Source organism: Kitasatospora sp. McL0602, assembly GCF_052076145.1.
GTDB lineage: Bacteria > Actinomycetota > Actinomycetes > Streptomycetales > Streptomycetaceae > Kitasatospora.
The window spans coordinates 5,082,622-5,099,826 of sequence record NZ_CP197246.1 but is presented as its reverse complement, the minus strand read 5'-3'; the positions used below and the strand labels follow the sequence as shown (position 1 = coordinate 5,099,826).

Annotated in this window: 15 protein-coding genes; 4 read left to right on the top strand and 11 right to left on the bottom strand. The window is 73.7% G+C overall.

Annotated features, from left to right (window positions below):
- Positions 1-22: 22 nt before the first annotated feature.
- From dxr to ACR68M_RS23230, 7 genes are all read right to left on the bottom strand, one after another.
- Positions 23-1,252, bottom strand: coding sequence for a 1-deoxy-D-xylulose-5-phosphate reductoisomerase (gene dxr, locus ACR68M_RS23260; protein WP_441246042.1), 1,230 nt, complete (start codon positions 1,250-1,252; stop codon positions 23-25).
- A gap of 55 nt (positions 1,253-1,307) precedes the next feature.
- Positions 1,308-1,673: a hypothetical protein gene (locus ACR68M_RS23255; RefSeq protein ID WP_441246041.1), complete on the bottom strand. Its 366-nt coding sequence runs from the start codon at positions 1,671-1,673 to the stop codon at positions 1,308-1,310.
- Between the two features lie 108 nt (positions 1,674-1,781).
- A complete protein-coding gene (locus tag ACR68M_RS23250) occupies positions 1,782-2,192 on the bottom strand; it encodes a hypothetical protein (protein ID WP_441246040.1) in 411 nt (136 codons plus the stop codon).
- A 14-nt stretch (positions 2,193-2,206) separates the two neighbouring features.
- Complete coding sequence (locus ACR68M_RS23245; RefSeq protein WP_441246039.1) at positions 2,207-3,184, bottom strand: hypothetical protein; 978 nt, start codon at positions 3,182-3,184, stop codon at positions 2,207-2,209.
- Positions 3,185-3,413: 229 nt separating this feature from the next.
- Positions 3,414-4,856, bottom strand: coding sequence for an aldehyde dehydrogenase family protein (locus ACR68M_RS23240; RefSeq protein ID WP_441246038.1), 1,443 nt, complete (start codon positions 4,854-4,856; stop codon positions 3,414-3,416).
- 194 nt (positions 4,857-5,050) lie between these two features.
- The gene (locus tag ACR68M_RS23235) at positions 5,051-6,616 is read right to left on the bottom strand and encodes a PucR family transcriptional regulator (protein WP_441246037.1); all 1,566 of its coding nucleotides are present in this window, start codon (positions 6,614-6,616) and stop codon (positions 5,051-5,053) included.
- A gap of 163 nt (positions 6,617-6,779) precedes the next feature.
- Positions 6,780-8,954, bottom strand: coding sequence for an ATP-binding protein (locus ACR68M_RS23230; RefSeq protein WP_441246036.1), 2,175 nt, complete (start codon positions 8,952-8,954; stop codon positions 6,780-6,782).
- A 282-nt stretch (positions 8,955-9,236) separates the two neighbouring features.
- On the opposite strand from ACR68M_RS23230, the gene gabT reads away from it, so the two are divergent.
- Both gabT and ACR68M_RS23220 read left to right on the top strand, forming a co-directional pair.
- On the top strand, positions 9,237-10,577 hold the full coding sequence (gabT, locus tag ACR68M_RS23225) for a 4-aminobutyrate--2-oxoglutarate transaminase (protein ID WP_441246035.1): 1,341 nt from the start codon (positions 9,237-9,239) through the stop codon (positions 10,575-10,577).
- Between the two features lie 300 nt (positions 10,578-10,877).
- On the top strand, positions 10,878-11,525 hold the full coding sequence (locus ACR68M_RS23220) for a phosphatase PAP2 family protein (RefSeq protein ID WP_441246034.1): 648 nt from the start codon (positions 10,878-10,880) through the stop codon (positions 11,523-11,525).
- On the opposite strand, the gene ACR68M_RS23215 is transcribed toward ACR68M_RS23220, so the two are convergent.
- Positions 11,526-11,888, bottom strand: a complete 363-nt coding sequence (locus tag ACR68M_RS23215) for a DUF2218 domain-containing protein (RefSeq protein ID WP_441246033.1) — start codon at positions 11,886-11,888, stop codon at positions 11,526-11,528.
- 167 nt (positions 11,889-12,055) lie between these two features.
- On the opposite strand from ACR68M_RS23215, the gene ACR68M_RS23210 reads away from it, so the two are divergent.
- On the top strand, positions 12,056-12,517 hold the full coding sequence (locus ACR68M_RS23210) for a MarR family winged helix-turn-helix transcriptional regulator (protein ID WP_441246032.1): 462 nt from the start codon (positions 12,056-12,058) through the stop codon (positions 12,515-12,517).
- Here the strand turns inward: ACR68M_RS23210 and ACR68M_RS23205 are convergent.
- Positions 12,499-13,485, bottom strand: coding sequence for an EamA family transporter (locus tag ACR68M_RS23205; protein ID WP_441251690.1), 987 nt, complete (start codon positions 13,483-13,485; stop codon positions 12,499-12,501). The two genes, ACR68M_RS23210 and ACR68M_RS23205, sit on opposite strands and share 19 nt — an antisense overlap.
- A 115-nt stretch (positions 13,486-13,600) precedes the next feature.
- On the opposite strand from ACR68M_RS23205, the gene ACR68M_RS23200 reads away from it, so the two are divergent.
- The gene (locus tag ACR68M_RS23200) at positions 13,601-14,494 is read left to right on the top strand and encodes a LysR family transcriptional regulator (protein ID WP_441246031.1); all 894 of its coding nucleotides are present in this window, start codon (positions 13,601-13,603) and stop codon (positions 14,492-14,494) included.
- 34 nt (positions 14,495-14,528) lie between these two features.
- Here ACR68M_RS23200 and ACR68M_RS23195 read toward each other — a convergent pair whose 3' ends face one another.
- Together ACR68M_RS23195 and ACR68M_RS23190 are read right to left on the bottom strand one after the other, a co-directional pair.
- The gene (locus ACR68M_RS23195) at positions 14,529-15,287 is read right to left on the bottom strand and encodes a ZIP family metal transporter (protein WP_441246030.1); all 759 of its coding nucleotides are present in this window, start codon (positions 15,285-15,287) and stop codon (positions 14,529-14,531) included.
- 128 nt (positions 15,288-15,415) lie between these two features.
- Positions 15,416-17,182 carry a restriction endonuclease gene (locus ACR68M_RS23190; protein ID WP_441246029.1) on the bottom strand — a complete coding sequence of 589 codons (1,767 nt, stop codon included), beginning with the start codon at positions 17,180-17,182 and terminating at the stop codon, positions 15,416-15,418.
- Positions 17,183-17,205 lie beyond the last annotated feature (23 nt).

Sequence of the window (17,205 nt, the reverse complement as noted above, 5' to 3'; positions counted from 1 at the left end):
ATACCGCTCCTAGTCCGTCCGGTCAGCCCGCCGCGAGCTGCCGTGCCCGAGCACGGGCCCAGCCCTCCGCCTGGAGGACGTCCTCCACCGTGAGGGAAGTTCCCGGCGCCGGGCGGCCGTGCTCGGCGACCACCTTCGCCACAGTGTCCACGATCGCCGTGAAAGCGAGCCGCCCGTCCAGGAAGGCGTCGACGCACTCCTCGTTCGCGGCGTTGAACACGGCGGGTGCCGTCCCGCCGAGACTACCCACCTCGCGGGCGAGCGAGACGGCCGGGAAGGCCTCGTCGTCCAACGGGAAGAACTCCCAGGTCGCGGCCTTCGTCCAGTCGCACCCGGGAGCGGCGTCCGGGACGCGCTCGGGCCAGCCGAGGCCGAGCGCGATCGGCATCCGCATGTCCGGCGGGCTGGCCTGGGCGAGGGTTGAGCCGTCCGTGAACTCCACCATCGAGTGGACGACGGACTGCGGATGGACCACGACCTCGATCCGGTCGAACGGGATGTCGTAGAGCAGGTGCGCCTCGATCACCTCGAGGCCCTTGTTGACCAGGGTCGCGGAGTTGACCGTCACCACCGGGCCCATCGCCCAGGTCGGGTGCGCCAGCGCGTCCTCGACCGTCACCGCCGCCAGCTCGTCCCGGCTGCGGCCCCGGAAGGGCCCGCCGCTGGCCGTCACGACGAGCTTGCGGACCTCCGCCCGGGTGCCGCCCATGAGGGCCTGGAAGAGCGCGGCGTGCTCGGAGTCCACCGGCACGATCTGGCCGGGCTGCGCGACGGCCCTGACCAGGGGGCCGCCGACGATCAGCGACTCCTTGTTGGCCAGCACCAGCACCCGGCCCGCGCGCAGCGCGGCCAGCGTCGGGCCGAGGCCGATCGAGCCGGTGATCCCGTTCAGCACCGAGTGGCACTCCAGCCCGGCCAGCTCGGTGGCCGCCTGCGGGCCCGCCACGATCTCCGGCAGCAGCCGGCCCGCCGCGCCCTGCGCCAACGCCTCGCGCAGCGCCGGGACGGCGGCCTCGTCGGCGACGGCGACGGTGTGCACGCCGAGCGTCAGCGCCTGCTCGGCCAGCAGCCCGACCCGGCCGCCGGCCGCCGACAGGGCGACCACCTTGAACCGGTCCGGGTTGCGCAGCACCACATCGATGGCCTGGGTGCCGATCGATCCGGTCGAGCCGAGGATGACCAACTCCCGGGGGCCGCCGGGGGCCTTGACCTTCGGGGTGAAGCGAGTGTGGGGGTGGGCGAGCTCGTTCATGGGCTCCATTGTGGCGTGCCCGGACGGCCTTGGTGCACTCCCCCACGGATCGGGCCTACCGCCAGGCCCAGATCTTCCCGTCGACCGTCCCGTCCGCACCGTTCTCCCACTCGAAGACCCCGACGAGGCCCCGGAGCCCGGCGAAGGCCGGCGAGTCCGACTCGTAGACGATCGAGCCGACCCAGTGGATCGATCCGCCCTCGCCGAAGGTGCCGACGGCCTGGCCCCGCCAGCTCGCGTTGGCGCCCGTCGGACTCATCAGGATGCCCTGCCCGGCGCCGGTCAGGGTGCCGTCGGCCCGCATCCGGCCCTCGTACGTCCCTCGGTCGAACAGCTCGACGCCGAGCAGTTCGCCGGTGGCGGTGTACGTGCTCTCGATCCACGGGGGCAGGCCGTGCTCGCCCGCGATAACCCGCTGCACCGCTACCCGTCCATGCTCCTGGCCTATGAGGTCACCGATGGCCATGACACTCTCCGTTCCTCGCCCCCTCCCCCCTTCCCTCCGGACTACGCCCGGCCCGGCGCGATGTCAATCCACCACCACCGTCACCCGCCAGCTCCGCCCGGTGGCGTCCTGGCTGCTCAGCTCGGCGGTGCCCCGAGCGGCGGCCCGGAACTGACCCGGGGTCACCCCGACCGGCGCGGTGAGCCGGGCGGTGGAGGCCGTTGCCAGGACGGCGGGCGCGGAGCTGACGACGCCCGCCCACCGGCCCGGCCCGTCTGCGTGCAGGAAGACCGCGAGCTGCGCGCCGACGGCGAGGCAGTACGCGCCGGAGTCGTTCTCCCCCAGCGTGCCCGCCGTCTGCGGGACGACGGCCTCGGCGAGGGCCCGGCAGGCGGGCGGCGGCGGGGCGGCCTGCGCGGCCGGGGCAGGTGCGGCACAGCCCGCCGCCGCGAAGGGGAGGAGGAGCAGGGCGGGGAGGGTCGGGCTGCGCCGCACGTCGTCGCCTTTCGTCAGTGCTGGTTGGCGGCGCTCGTGTACGAGATCACGCAGCCCCCGGCGTTGCTGTTGAAGTTGTTGCTCCACAGCGACTGCACGGCGTAGTTGGCGCCGTTCATGGCGACCACGGCGGAGGCGCCCTGACCGCTGGAGACCCAGGCGCACTTGTCGCCGTTCTCCGCCCCCACCGAGTCGAGCCAGCCGCTGCTCGGGGCCGGGTCGCTGACCGTCTCGGCGTACTCGTGGCCGCCGACGATCGTCACGCCCTCGGTCGCGCCGTTGACCCCGCTGCTGCCGGTGGCGACGAAGTTCGCGCCGCAGCCGGCGCCCGCGTCGGGGACGTACGGCATGTTGGTGTAGGGCAGGTCGGCGCCACCGGCGGTGGTGGTGTGGTCGTGCCAGGCGCAGTACTGCGTCTTGAAGCCCTGCGGGACGATGCCGTGCGGCACGTCGACGATGATCTCGACGTTGTCGCCGGAGACGCCGAAGTGGGCGGCCGCCTTGACGGCCTCGGCGGCGATGGACGACTGGTTGGGCTTGCTCGGCGTCTTGACCGAGCTGTCCAGCCAGGTGCCGCCCACCGGGTCGGCGGCCGGGTGGCCGACGTGGGTGCCGGAGCTGCCGCACTGGGTGGTGCCGACGGCGACGCCCTGGCAGTACTGGGTGACGGAGTTGGACCAGGTGTCGCCGCTGCCGTAGGCGTGCTGGAAGAAGGAGAGCTGGAGCGGCACCTCGCCCGAGGGGTCGTTGGTGACGGTGGAGCCGGTGCCCCACTGGTTGCCCCAGTAGACGATGTAGATCTTCGGGTTGGTGACGACGTTCCCACCGCCGTAGGAGAGGTTGCCGCCGGTCACGGCGGGGGACGCCGCGCGGCTGTGCATGGCGTGGGTGGCCGTCTCGGGGGTGTGGGCCATCGCCGGGGAGGCCGTGAGCAGCGCGGCGGCGGCCAGCGCGGCGGCGGGCCCGGTGAGGTGCTTGATCGGACGCAGCAAGGGAGTGCCCTTCGATGAGGGGGTCGACGGGACTTGCGAGAGGCGCTGATCCGTGGGGGTCACGGGCCCGGTGGTGCCGAGCCGCCGCGAGCGTAGTGAAGCTGACGCGAGAGGGTCAATAGAACCAACGAGTAGGGAAATTCCGGGAGTTGGAGCCGTCCGGGCATGACAGGACCCCCGCCTCCGAAGCCGGTGGCGGGGGTCCTGGGTGAGCTGGGTCGGGCTGAGGTCAGAGGTCGAGACCGGTCAGCACGAGCACCCGCTCGTAGGTGAAGTCGTCCATCGCGTACTTGACGCCCTCGCGGCCGACGCCGGAGTCCTTGACGCCGCCGTACGGCATCTGGTCGGCGCGGTAGGACGGGGCGTCGCCGATGATCACGCCGCCCACCTCCAGCTCGCGGTGCGCGCGGAAGGCCAGCTGCACGTCACGGGTGAAGACGCCGGCCTGGAGGCCGAAGTTCGAGTCGTTGACGGCGGCAAAGGCCTCGTCGGTCGAGTCGACCTTGTGCAGCGACAGGACCGGGCCGAAGACCTCGGCGGTGGCCAGGATCGCGTCGTCCGGCACCTCGGCGAGCACGGTCGGCGCGTAGTTCGCACCGTCCCGGGTGCCGCCGGTGAGCACCTTGGCGCCCTTGGCGACTGCGTCCTCGACCCAGGCCTCGACGCGCTTGGCGGCGTTCTCGTCCACCAGCGGGCCGACGTCGGTCGCGTCGTCGGCCGGGTTGCCGGTGACCTGCGTCTGCACCTTGGCGACGACCTTCTCCGCCAGCGCGTCGTAGACGGACGCGTCGGCGATGACCCGCTGCACCGAGATGCAGGACTGGCCGCCCTGGTAGTTGGAGAAGGTCGCGATGCGGGTCGCGGCCCACTCCAGGTCCGCCTCGGAGGACCAGTCGGCGAGGACGACGGCCGCGGCGTTGCCACCGAGCTCCAGCGTGACGTGCTTGCGCGGCACCGAGTCCATGATCTGGTAGCCGACCTTGTCCGAACCGGTGAAGGAGATCACCGGCAGGCGGCTGTCCTGGACGAGCGCGGGCATCTTCTCGTTCGGCACCGGGAGCACGCTCCAGGAACCGGCCGGGAGGTCCGTCTCCGCCAGGATCTCGCCCAGCACCAGCGCCGAGAGCGGCGTCGACGGCGCGGGCTTGAGGATGATCGGAGCGCCGACCGCGATCGCCGGGGCGACCTTGTGCGCGACCAGGTTCAGCGGGAAGTTGAACGGGGCGATGCCGAGCACCACGCCCTTCGGGAAGCGGCGCACCACCGCGAAACGGCCCACGCCGCCCGGGTCGGTGTCCAGCCGCATGGTCTCGCCGTTGGTGCGGCGCGCCTCCTCGGCGGCCCAGCGGAAGACCGAGGCGGCCCGGCCGACCTCGCCACGGGCCCACTTGATCGGCTTGCCGTTCTCGGCGGTGATCAGCTGGGCGATCTCCTCCGCCCGCTCGGTCAGGCGCTTGGACACATGGTCCAGCGCCGTCGCACGGACGTGCGCCGGGGTCGCGGCGAAGGCCGGGGCGACGGCGACGGCGGCGTCGAGCGCCTCCTCGACCTGCGCGTCGGTCGGGATGCTCACCTTGCCGACCAGGCGGCCGTCGAACGGGTGGTGGACCTCGAAGTCCCCGTCGCCGCTCGCGCGGCGGCCGGCCAGCCAGAAGTCATGCGTGGTGGTCACGGTCTTACCGGCCCTCTCGTCGTCGCTACGCCCCCCGGAAGCGTGGAGGCTCGATCACCACGGTAGGGCGCCCCGGACCCGAAACGGATTGGCCACGGCGTAGGGGTCGGTCGATTCACTTCTACACCTTGGCCATCCGGAGCGCGGTCCGTCGAGGCGTGGTCCGAGGGGCGCGGTCCGAGGGGCGCGGTCCGTCACTCCTCGCCGGCGCGGAGGGCGAGCCAGAGCTCCATCCGGACGTCGGTGTCGTCCAGCGAGCGGCCGAGCAGCTCCTCGACCCGCCGCATCCGGTAGCGCAGGGTGTGCCGGTGCACGCCGAGATCGGCGGCGGCCGCGTCCCACTGGCCGTGTCTGGAGAGCCAGGCCCGGAGCGAAGCGACGAGATCGCCGCGCGAGGTCCGGTCGTGGTCCCGCAGGGGCCGGAGCAGGCCCTCGGCGAAGGCCGTCACGGCCTCCTCCCCGAGCAGCGGCAGCAGCGAGCCCGCACCGACCTCCTCGTGGTCGACGCTCCGCCGACCGCCGCGGAGCGCGACCGCCAGGGCCCGCTCGGCCTGGGCGGCAGCGACCCCGGCCTCCTCGGGGTTCGCGGGGGCGGAGACACCGAGCGCCAGGCCCTCGTGCTCCTCGACGGCACCGAGGCAGGCGCGGTGCGCGGCGCCGTTGTCGACGGCCAGCACCACCAGCCGGGCCCCCTGGGCGCCCTCCTCGCGGGAGACCAGCACCCGCTCGCCGACCCGCCCGGCCGCCTGCTCGGCGCGGTCGCCGAGCTCACCGACCGCCTCGGTGGCGTCCGTCCCCGGCGCCGCCCCGGCGACCAGCACCCGGACGGTGCCCTCCGGCAGACCGCCGAACAGCCCGGCCGCGACCTGCCGCGCGGTGGCGACCTCGCCCGCCAGCATCATCTTGAGCAGTGCGGCGCCCATCCGCTCCTCCGCCTGCCGCAGCTCACGCGAGCGCTCCAGGGTGAGGGTGAGCAGGGCGACGGCGGCGTTCAGCACGTACCGCTCGGTCGGGGTGATCCGGTCCTCGGTACCGACCGCGAGGAAGCCCCGGGCCCGGCGGTCCGCGCCCAGCGACTGGACGACGACGTAGTCCTCGTCCGCCGTGTCGATGCCCGGCGCCCGGCCCTGGAGGGCGGCGCTGGAGGGGGCGGGGCGGCGGCGCAGCCGGTCGACCTCGGCGGCCAGCCGCCCGGCCCGGCGGGCGGCCCAGTCGGGTGCGACGGCGGAGAGCGCGCCGGAGCCGTCGTACAGCGCGGCCCAGCCGCCGAGGCGGGCCGCCAACTTGCGGACCACGGCGGTGGTGCCGTCCTTGCCGAGGGCGGCCCGGGTCAGCTCCTCCTGGGCCTCGAAGCTGGTCGTCACGGCCTCGTACTGCTCGGCGGCGAGCGAGGCCGAGACGGACTTGCTGATCGCGATGAACGGCGTCGCCTCCGGCACCCGCAGCAGCGGCAGCCCGCGCTGCGCGGCGGCGTCGACCAGCGGCTGCGGCACCTCGGTGTGCGAGAGCCCGACACCGAGGGCGAGCCCGACCACGCCGGCGTCGGCCAGCCGGTGCACGTAGGCCTGCAGCTTGGCGGCGGTCTTGCCCAGCTTGATGCCGGTGGTGAGCAGCAGCTCACCACCCTCGAGGAAGGGGGTGGGATCGTCCAGCTCGCTGGTGTGCACCCAGCGGACGGGCCGTTCGAGGTGGTCCGCGCCGGCGAGGACCGTCAGGTGGAGCGAGCTGTTGCGGACGACGGAGGCGAGAGTGGGGGGCATGGCACCTTCGTTGGTTCGACCTGGTCGCCCCGTTGCGACCGGCGAGGGCAGAGCATCTCACCCCATTATGTACGCGCCGGACAACCCGCAAGACCTAATCCACCGCTGCGTCAGGCTGGGCAGCGGCGCTGCCCTGCCCGAAGGGCGTACCGACCGGGCGGGGTCAGGACCGGAGGTCCACCAGGACGGGCGTGACCTGCTCGCCGTCCACCGTGGTCAGGGAGATGACCGCGTGGCCGGTCGGGAGGGCGTGGGCGAGGTCGGAGGGTGACCAGCGGTGCCGTTCGACGTCGCGGGTGGTGATGCTCGCGGTCTGCGCGGTGGTGCCGGAGAGCGCCTTCCGGCCGGCCCGGCCCATGCGGCGGAGCAGCCCGCCGGAGGTGTCCGGGGCGTGGGTGACGGCGGTCTCCTGGACGAGGTGGGTGCCCCAGGCCTCGGAGAACAGCCTGCCGTCCCAGGGGGCGATCCCGGGGAAGGCCATCCGGCAGCCGACCGCGCCGAACAGCGGCGTCCGCAGTGCCTCGGGCAGGTCGACCAGCGTCCGCAGCAGCAGCACCGCGCCCGCGTTTCCGCGCCGCATCCGCTGCAGCCCCCGCACGGTGTGCGCGTCCAACGCCGCCGAGGCGTCGTCCACCACCAGGCCGGCGAACAGCGCCCGCTCCTCCCGGACGGCGGTGGCCTGCACGAACTGGCCGACCACCAGGCGGGAGAGGATGCGGGCGGCCTCCGGGTGGCTGCTCTCGGGCAGCTTGACCCGCACCCGCAGCGGGTGGTCCAGGGCCCGCATCGCGAACGCGGGCTTGGCGCCGGTGCCGGGCGCGGTGTCGTTGGCGGTGACACTGGCGGTGACGTTGCCGGTGTCGTTGGCGGTGTCAGGCCCGGGGAAGCAGCCCGCGAAGGCCGGGCGGTCGAGCAGCGCTAGCCGGTCCGCGAGCAGCGCGCCGGGGTCGTCCGCGCGGCCGTGCTGGCGCTCCCGGTGGCGTAGGTCGGGCTCGTGAGCCGCGTCCTTTCCGGCCTCCCGCAGGGCGGCTTCGAGCGCCGCCCAGCTCCCGGCGTCACCGCTCAGCAGCGTGCGCAGCTCGCGCACGCCCGGGTAGCGGCGGTACGCGGCGTGGAAGGGGCCGACGGTCTGCTGGAGGGCGATCCGGGCGCTCTCCGCCCTGGCCGCCAGCTCGTCGGGCAGCAGGGCGTCGGCGAGCCGGGCGGCGGCCTCGTCCACGTCCTTGGCCGCCCCGCACAGGTCCAGCCCGTAGGCGGTGCCCGGGTCTCCGGGGGCGATCACCACGTCGTACCACTCGTCCGGGCCGAGATCCGCGTCGGCGGAGCCGATCACCACGGCGCAGGCGGTGCCCGCGAGCGCCTGGAGACAGAGCGCCTCGGCGACCGGGCGAGCCAGCCGGGTGGTCTTGCCGGTGCCCGCCGGGCCGACGGCCAGCAGCGAGGTCCCCAACAGCGCCGGGTCGAGGGCGAAGGCGGCCGCACGGTGCGCGAGCGGGTTCTTGACGACGTCCTGGGCCGTGCCGAGCCGAACCTGCCGCGTCAGCAGGTCGTGCCGGGCGCTGCGCCCCGGCAGGTCGCGGGCCTCGGAGGGGTGCGCGCAGGCGGCGCCGCCCCGGGCGGTGACCTCCTCGGTGAAGGCGGGCAGCAGCGCCGGGTCGGCCTGCACCGTCTCCCAGGCGCGCTGGATGCGGACGTAGTCGACGTCCCCGACGGCCGCCGCGTCGAGCCCGGCCGCAGCGAGGTGGGCGCCGCCGTGGCGCAGCCCGGACCAGGGGTCGGCGTGCGCGGGGGCGGGCTGCGCCCCTGCCTTGGCGCCTGCCTGGGCCCCTGCCCTGGCCGCGGCCGCCGTCGGCTCCTCGTGGGTGACGGTGCGGGCGAGCAGCGGGGCGACCCAGCGGCGCCAGACCTCGGCCCAGCGGCCCATCCGGCCGAAGAACCGGATCGCCAGGGTGAGCGCAACGGCGTGCAGCAGGAGCAGCAACAGCAGCGCCGGGGCCTCGGTGCTGGGCTTGGGCAGGCCGAACAGGTCGATCAGGTAGTAGGCGAGCCAGACGCCGTAGATCTCCGCGGGCCAGGCGACCAGCAGGTTGAGCCCGGCGCGCAGCAGCAGCGGCCCGGCCGGGACGTCGGCGTCCTTGGTGCGGGCCGGGTCCAGCGGGCGGTAGCCGTAGCGGAAGACACCGGGCGCGGCCTCCGGGCGCGGCTCGTCCACCCAGGCCGCGAGGTCGAAGGGGACACCGCGCTGCGGCGGGACGGCGGCGCTCCGACCGGCCTGCGCGGTCCGCTGCTGCCCGTACGTGCCGTCCAACCCCATCGTGGCCCCGTTCGCTACGCCCACCCGGCACATCGTCGTCCGATGCGGCAGATACCCATGCCACCCGTCCGGCGACACGCCCGCGCTCAATGTAGTGGAGCGTGGGCCCTCGGTAGCCGACCCCTGCTGCTGGCCGTGCCGGACAAGTCGGACGGCGCACTGCTACCGAGTGGCGCATGCCCGGCCGCAGCCCGCCGCCGTAGCCTGCGAGGACCGCGCCTTGACACTGTGCAATGACATCCTGAACCGCCAGCACGCCGGTGCAGTACCTGACGAACCGCGCCTTGTTAGAAACTGGAGAACGCCATGAGCGCTGTCACCCCGCTCCCGCAGGAGCGCCGCCTGGTCACCGCCATCCCCGGCCCGAAGTCGCAGGAGCTGCAGGCCCGCAAGCTCGGCGCGGTGGCCGCCGGTGTCGGCACCACGCTGCCGGTGTACATCACCCGCGCCAACGGCGGCGTGCTGGAGGACGTGGACGGCAACTCGCTGATCGACTTCGGCTCCGGCATCGCCGTGACCAACGTCGGCAACAGCGCCGAGGCCGTCGTCGCCAAGGCGAGCGAGCAGCTGGCCGCCTTCACCCACACCTGCTTCATGGTGACCCCGTACGAGGGCTACGTCGCCGTCGCCGAGCAGCTCAACGAGCTGACCCCGGGTGACCACGACAAGCGCACCGCGCTGTTCAACTCGGGCGCCGAGGCCGTCGAGAACGCGGTGAAGATCGCCCGCGCCTACACCAAGCGCACCGCCGTCGTGGTCTTCGACCACGGCTACCACGGCCGCACCAACCTCACCATGGGCATGACGGCGAAGAACATGCCGTACAAGCAGGGCTTCGGTCCGTTCGCCCCCGAGGTCTACCGCGTGCCGGTGGCCTACCCCTACCGCTGGCTGACCGGCGCCGAGAACTGCGCCGCCGAGGCCGCCGCGCAGGCGATCGACATCATCAACAAGCAGATCGGCGCCGACAACGTCGCGGCGATCGTGATCGAGCCGATCCAGGGCGAGGGCGGCTTCATCGAGCCGGCCAAGGGCTTCCTGCCCGCGATCGTCGAGTACGCGAAGGCCAACGGCATCGTCTTCGTCGCGGACGAGATCCAGACCGGCTTCTGCCGCACCGGCCAGTGGTTCGCCTGTGACGACGAGGGCATCGTCCCGGACCTCATCACCACCGCCAAGGGCATCGCCGGCGGCCTGCCGCTGGCCGCCGTGACCGGCCGCGCCGAGATCATGGACGCCGCGCACGCGGGCGGCCTGGGTGGCACCTACGGCGGCAACCCCGTCGCCTGCGCCGCCGCGCTGGGCTCGATCGAGACGATGAAGGAGCTGGACCTCAACGCGAAGGCCCGGCACATCGGCGAGGTCATGCTCGGCCGTCTGTACGCCATGGCGGAGAAGTTCGACATCATCGGTGACGTGCGCGGACGCGGCGCGATGATCGCCGTCGAGCTGGTCAAGCCGGGCACCAAGGACGCCAACCCCGAGATCACCGCCGCCATCGCCAAGGCGTGCCACGCCGAGGGCCTGGTCGTGCTGACCGCCGGTACGTACGGCAACGTGCTGCGCTTCCTGCCGCCGCTGGTCATGCCGGAGCACCTGCTGGCCGAGGGCCTGGACATCATCGAGAGCGCCTTCGCGGCGGTCTGATCGCGCGTCCTTCTCTACGGCACCTCGCGTCTCATGTGCGGGGTGCCGCACAGGGTGAAGATGCTGTGCGAAACCTTTGAAGTCGCTGGGAGTCACCGGGCGACTGACGTAGTGTCGTCACAGATGGACAGCGAGCTGACACCCTCAGCGACACCCGCCGTCACTCCGCGAGGAGCGACGGCAGCCGAGGACCGATCGGCCGACCGTCCGGCCCACACCCCCCGGGCCGCCCGGACCGGCGATCTTCCCAGCCGCCCTGGAGCAATCCCCCCTGCTCCGGGGCGGCTCTCGCATGCCCGGGTGCCGGTGGCACTGCTCGTACCGCTGACGCTGCTGGCTCTTCTCGCCGTGATCTCCTGGCAGGTCGCCGTCGACGGCCCCCTGCTGGCGGTGGACACCGCCACCCGCTCGGGGGTGCACAGCCTGCGGCACTGGCTGTCGAGCCCCGCCCTGGACGCCTTCGCGCGGGCCCTATCCGATCTCGGCGGAAGCGTGCCGGCCATCCCCGTCCTGCTGGGCGCGGGCGCCCTGGCCGCCTGGCGGGAGTGGCGCGAAGGCGGGCGCCGTTGGTGGCTGCCACTGCCGACCGCCGCGCTGACGGCGCTGCTCATCCCGCTGCTGGTGCTCCCCGCCAAGTACTGGTTCGCCCGCCCCGGCCCACTCGGCGACCCGCTGCTCCCCGGCCAGTGGGGCTGGTACCCCTCGGGTCACACCGCCACCTCCGCCATCGCGTACGGCACGGCGGCCCTGCTGCTCGGCCGGACGCTCCCCCGGGCCCGCCGGCCGCGCGCCATGTACGCCGCCACGGCAGTGGTCTGCCTGGGCGTCGGGGCCGGGCTGGTCTGGAGTGACTACCACTGGCTGCTGGACGTGACGGCCAGCTGGTGCCTGGCCGGGCTGGTGCTGTGGTGCCTGGCGAGGCTGCGGCGCCGGCCGACGCCGGCCTGACTACTTCTGCGCGCCGGACTCGGTGTCGGGCTCGCTTTCGGGTTCTTCGTTGCGGTGGACGAGGCCGGGCTCGCCGTTGTCGCGACGCCACTCGACCACCAGCTCGTCGCGGGCACCGAAGCGGACCAGGTGACGGCCCACCACGTCCTCCAGGCCCGCCAGATCCTCGGCCGCGCCCTCGACAGTGAGCAGCAGAGCCCCGGGCTCGGCGACCAGCGTCGCCGTACCCGCGCGGAAGGCGAGCTCGCCACGGCCGGTCTCCTCCGACCAACCACCCTCCACCTTGCGGCTCATGTGGGCGGCGAGCTGCTTGCCGTAGCGGGCCGGGCGGTCGGTGCTGACGCGTGCTTCGGAACGGGACATGTGCACTCCTGGGTCTGATGGTCCGGCTGAGGCCGATGGTCCGGCCTCCACCGTAGTCCTAATGCTGAGCTAAGCTCAAGGTGTTACTGGATCTGTACTTGGTCGGGCCATGGCCACCCCGGACCCGGGCGATAGCCTTGGCCCACCTACTGCCCAGGAGCCCGCCCATGACCACCCCGTCGACCGAAACCGCCGCGGAGCTCGCCGACGCGCTGACCCGGGCGATGAAGCGGATCCGACGGCAGACCATGCAGCGCCTGGAGCCCTACGGCATCACCCCCGGCCAGGCGCGCGCCCTCCGCACGCTCGGCCACGCCCCCGGCTGTGAGGGCCCCGAGGCCATCCGGCTCAGCGACCTCGCCGAGCGGCTGCACATCGCCCCCCGCTCCGCCACCACCGTGGTGGACGCCCTGGAGGAGGCCGGTCTGGTCGAGCGGACCCCCGACCCGGCCGACCGCCGCGCTGTCCGCGTGGTCCTGACCGCCGCCGGGCACGCGGCGCTCGAACGGATCAGCCAGGTCCGCCACGAGGTCGCCCAGGAGTACTTCGGCCCGGTCGACGCAGGCCAGCAGGAGGCCCTGCTCCGCGCCCTCCGCACTGCCGAGCAGTCCTACGAGGGCTGCCGCTGACACCACCCGCTCCACCGGGCCGCCGCCCACTCCGGCCCGGTTCGGTCGGCGAGCCCGATGCTCCTGGCGGGCCCGGCGCTCCCGCCGGGCATGGTGCTTCCGGCGGGCCAGAGACGCAGCCGGGGCAGTGCCGTGAGGCCGATCCCGGCGATCACCAGGGCTGCCGCCGCACCAGCCGACGAGGTGATCCGCTCGCCGAGCAGCAGCCAGGACGAGGACATCCCGAACACCGGGACGAGCAGCGAGAAGGGCGCAACTGCCGAGGCGTCGTAGGTGCGGAGCAGAAAACTCCAGGCAACGAACCCGAAGAGGGTGGCACCCAGGCCGACGAAGGCGATCGCGCCGATGCCCGAGGCCGTGATCCCGGCCAGCGCGTGCAGATCGGCCGACGGGCCCTCGACCAGCAGCGAGAGCGCCAGCAGCGGCAGCGGCGGGACGACGCTGACCCAGACCATCCAGCGCAGCGCGTCCGGCGGGGACGCCTTACGGGTCAGCACGTTGGACAGGCCCCAGAACGCCGCCGAGACGATCACCAGGGCGAACGCCCCGATCGGCCCGCTCGTCCCCCGGGCGAAGGCCGCGAGGCAGATGCCGCCGAAGGCGATCGCCAGGCCGGCGATCCGCTGCCCGCCCGGCCGCTCACGCAGCATCAGGGTGGCGAACAGCGCCGTGAAGATCGCTTGGCTCTGCAGCACCAGCGAGGAGAGCCCGGCAGGCATCCCCGCGTGCATCCCTAGGAAGAGCAGCCCGAACTTCACCACGCCGAGCGTGCAGCCGACCAGCAGCACCCACCGCCAGGCGACGCGCGGTCGGCCGACGAAGAACACCGCCGGCACCGCCACCACCGTGAAGCGCAGCGCGCAGAACAGCAGCGGCGGGAAGTTCTCCAGGCCGACGTGGATGACGACGAAGTTCAGGCCCCAGACGGCGGCGATCAGCACGGCGAGGGCGATGTGACGGGGCGACATGGCGGCGGAGGCGGCCGTTGCGGGAGCGGTTCTCAGTGGCATGGGTCGAGCATGGCCGAGGCTTATCGTGTAGCACCAGCGACGAATACTGAAGGCCATGGTTTAGCATTGCTACATGATGGATCTGGGGCGGTTGCGGGCGTTGCGCGCGGTGGCGGTGCACGGTTCGGTCGGCGGGGCGGCGGCGGCGCTCGGGTTCACGCCCTCGGCGGTCTCGCAGCAGATCTCCAAGCTGGAACGGGAGACCCGCACGGTGCTGCTGGAACGCCAGGGCCGGGGGGTGGTGCTCACCGACGCCGCCCGCCAGCTCTCCGAGACGGCGCAGCGGGTGCTGGCGCTGGTCGAGCAGGCCGAGGTGACCTTGGAGGAGCAGCGCGGGCAGGCCGTGGGCCGGCTGCTGATCGCGGCGTTCGCGACGGGCGCGCGCGGCCTGCTGCCCGGGACACTGGCCGACCTGCGGGTGAGCTGCCCAGAGCTGGACGTACGGCTGCTGGAGACCGACCCCTACCTCGCGGCCGACCTCGTCGCCCGCGGCGAGGTCGACCTCGCCCTCGTCCAGGACTGGCCGACCGTGCCGCTGCCCGTCCAGGACGGCCTGGCCCGGCTGGATCTCGGCCTCGACCCGGTCGACCTGCTGCTGCGCGAGGAGGATCCGCTGGCGGCGCTCGCGGTGGTGCCGGTCGCCCGGCTCTGCGGGCAGCGCTGGATCAGCGTGCCACCGGGGAACATCTGCCACGACTGGCTGGTGCGGACGATGCGGGAGGCCGGCGAGGAGCCCGACGTGCACTACCAGGTCGGCGAGTTCGAGACCCAGATCGCGCTGATCGAGGCCGGTCTCGGCGTCGGCCTGGTGCCCCGGCTCGGCCGTGGCCCGCTACCGCCCGGCGTGGTCGCCCGGCCGGTGGTGCCCGAACCCGCGCGCCGGGTCTTCCTGCTCTGGCGCACCCAGGCCTCCCGACGGCCCGCGATCACGGCCGCCCTGGCGGCTGTGCAGGCGCGCTGGTCCTAGCGCGCTCGTCCTGGAGTCCGGCCGTGCGGGCGGTTCAGCCCGCAAGGCCGACCACCAGCCACATGAAACCGACGCCCAGGAGCGTGCAGAGCAGCGTGGTGCGGGACGGGTGCGGACTGTGCGCCTCGGGCAGGATGTCGGAGGTCGCCAGGTAGAGCAGGAACCCCGCGAAGAAGCCGAGATACAGCCCGAGCACCTGCTCCGGGATGGTGAACAGCAGGGTGATCCCGGCCCCGGTGACGGGCGCCAGCGCGTCGGCCCCGAGCAGGGTGAGGGCGCGGCGGCGGTCGTTCCCGTACATCCGGGTGATGGTGTACGTGTTGAAGCCGTCCGCGAAGTCGTGTGCCACGACGGCGATCGCCACCACTGTCCCGACGGTACTGCCCGCCTGGAAGGCCGCGCCGATCGCGAAGCCGTCCATCAGGCTGTGGCCGACGAGTGCCGAGGCGGCGGCCAGACCGACCCCCTCCCGGCCGGGCCCGTGGTGGTGCGCGTGCCCGTGGGTGTGGGTCGCGTACTCGCCCTCGTGGCCCCGGTGGATGGCCACCGCCCGCTCCACGATGTGGATCGTCAGAAAGCCCGCCGCGAACATCAGCAGCGCCTGCGGCACGCCGTGCAGTTCGTCCGGCGCCGCGTGGATCGCCTCGGGCAGCAGGTCGAAGGCCACCACACCGAGCATCAGCCCGGCGGCGAAGCCGAGCACCAGATGCCGCCGGTCTCCCGTGCGCTGGGCGACGAAACCGCCGAACAGCGTCATCAGGAAGGCCCCGGCGGCGACGAGTATCGCGGTCATCGACATCCCTCCCGGGCCCGGTCACGGCAGGCCCCCGGTCACGGCAAGCCTCTGCGGGCGGGCCGCCGGACGCGCGCGGGCAGGGCCGACAGGGTGACGGCCGGGCGGGTGGACGCCCTGCCCCGGGGTCAGTCCTTCGCGGTGAACGCGAGGCCGAGATGGGTGCGGGTCAGCTCCTGGACGCCGTCCCCGTCGACCAGGTGGATCTGCGCGTACGCCGCCTCGCCCGCCAGGTCGAGCGCCGCCTCCGCGAACCGTCCGCAGGTCAGCCGCAGGCCACGGTCGGCGCCCTCCTCGCGCACCGCCTCGGCCAGCGTCCGGAGCTCCTCCGCACCGACCGGCTCGGCCCCGCGCGACGCCCACACCACCCAACGGCCCGGCAGTGCACTGCCCGGCCCGCCCTCCCCCGTGGCCACCAGCCCGGCCGGGCCGCGAAGCCGGACGCTCCACTCCGCCAGACCGCCTCGGGTCAGCAGCTCCCGGACCAGTTGGAGGAACTCGTTCGAGGACAGCTCCGCCGCCACCGGGACGGCCAGGCTCGCCGTACCACTGGGCTCCACGCCCACCGGCGCGTACGGGTCCGGCGTGACGACCGCCGACAGCTCGCGCAGGCGGACGAGTGCCTCGTCCTGCTCGGCGTCGGCGTACACCCCGTCGCCGGACCGGTCTGCGGGCCGTTCAGCGGACGGCTCGCCGGGGTCGGAGATGGGTGCGGCGGGTGACTGGGGCGACTGGGGTGACTGGGGCGAGGGTGACTGGGGCGGCTCGGGCGGGAAAAGGCGGGTGCGGGCGAGGGCGTTGCGGTCGGCGTCCACGCTGAGCAGGCAGAGGGGTTCCGTGGGGGCGCTTGAGGTGGACGGCTCCGTCAGCCAGCCGTTGAGGACGACCCCGGCCAGGACGCCGTCGGTGTCGACGGCGTCGGCGGCTTGCAGGGCTCGCAGGGCCAGCCGGGCGGCGAGCCGGAGATAGTCGGCCGCGCGGTCCGCCGGCGGGCGGGGAACCGGGGAGATCTCGCCGTCCGGGCTGAGGCGGTAGCCGGAGAGGGAGGGCACCACGTCGAGCGGCGGCAGGTCGAGGTCGAGGATCGCGGTGCGGGTGAGCGGGCGGAAGACGGCACGGCACGGTGCCGGGAGGTCCTGGGTGGCGCCCTCGGCGGCAGCGAGCGCCCGTTCGAGCAGCGACTCGACGGCGGCGGGCTCGGCCAGCCGGTACGCCCGGCGGCACTCCTCCAGGCTGTCGTTGTACTCACGGACGGCGCGAGCCCGCGCCTGCTCCGTCTCCTCGTGCGCCTGGCGAGCTGCCAACAGGCCGGAGTCGGCAGCCTCGGCCTGCTTTGTGCGCCATTCGCGAAGGTCGCGCTGGTGGCGCAGCCGGGCCTGGGCCAGCTCCCGCTGGTACCCCGAATCCAGCAGCCGCCGTGACGGCGCCTCGGGGTCGGCCGTCTCCGGCCCGGCCGGCGCGTAGTCAACCCAACGGGGCTCCGGGCCGTCGGGCGCCGTGTCGTCACCGACCGGGTACGGGCGAGGCTCGTAGGCGCGCAGCTGGCTCTCGAAATCCATCGCGGACACGGGCAGCGCGGACCGCCGCAGCAGGTCGGCGAGCCGCTCGTGCTCCGCCTGGACCGTCAGCGTCCGATGGTGTGTCAGCGCGGCCGCCCGGCCGTGGGCCGCCACGCTGTCGTCAGCCTCGTCCGGGTCGTCCGTCCCACCGGTGCCACCGGTGCCACCGATCCCGCCCATCCCGCCCGTCCCGTCGGCGTCGGCGGCCTTCATGCTGTCCGACGCCGGACGCTGCTCCGGGACGTCCGCTCCGAGCTCGCGGAAGAGCGATGCCAGGAAGCCGGGTTGGGACACCGTGGCTGCGCCGTCCGCCTGACCCTCGGGTGAGTGCTGCATCGGCGGTCGTTCCCCCATGCTCG

What these genes read in the sequence shown, in the direction of transcription:
- ACR68M_RS23205 (WP_441251690.1), bottom strand. Translation starts at nt 13,485, where the DNA reads ATGTCGCCCCGTCACATCGCCCTCGCCGTGCTGATCGCCGCCGTCTGG.
- dxr (WP_441246042.1), bottom strand. Translation starts at nt 1,252, where the DNA reads ATGAACGAGCTCGCCCACCCCCACACTCGCTTCACCCCGAAGGTCAAG.
- ACR68M_RS23190 (WP_441246029.1), bottom strand. Translation starts at nt 17,182, where the DNA reads ATGCAGCACTCACCCGAGGGTCAGGCGGACGGCGCAGCCACGGTGTCC.
- ACR68M_RS23215 (WP_441246033.1), bottom strand. Translation starts at nt 11,888, where the DNA reads ATGTCCCGTTCCGAAGCACGCGTCAGCACCGACCGCCCGGCCCGCTAC.
- ACR68M_RS23235 (WP_441246037.1), bottom strand. Translation starts at nt 6,616, where the DNA reads ATGCCCCCCACTCTCGCCTCCGTCGTCCGCAACAGCTCGCTCCACCTG.
- ACR68M_RS23210 (WP_441246032.1), top strand. Translation starts at nt 12,056, where the DNA reads ATGACCACCCCGTCGACCGAAACCGCCGCGGAGCTCGCCGACGCGCTG.
- gabT (WP_441246035.1), top strand. Translation starts at nt 9,237, where the DNA reads ATGAGCGCTGTCACCCCGCTCCCGCAGGAGCGCCGCCTGGTCACCGCC.
- ACR68M_RS23195 (WP_441246030.1), bottom strand. Translation starts at nt 15,287, where the DNA reads ATGACCGCGATACTCGTCGCCGCCGGGGCCTTCCTGATGACGCTGTTC.
- ACR68M_RS23200 (WP_441246031.1), top strand. Translation starts at nt 13,601, where the DNA reads ATGATGGATCTGGGGCGGTTGCGGGCGTTGCGCGCGGTGGCGGTGCAC.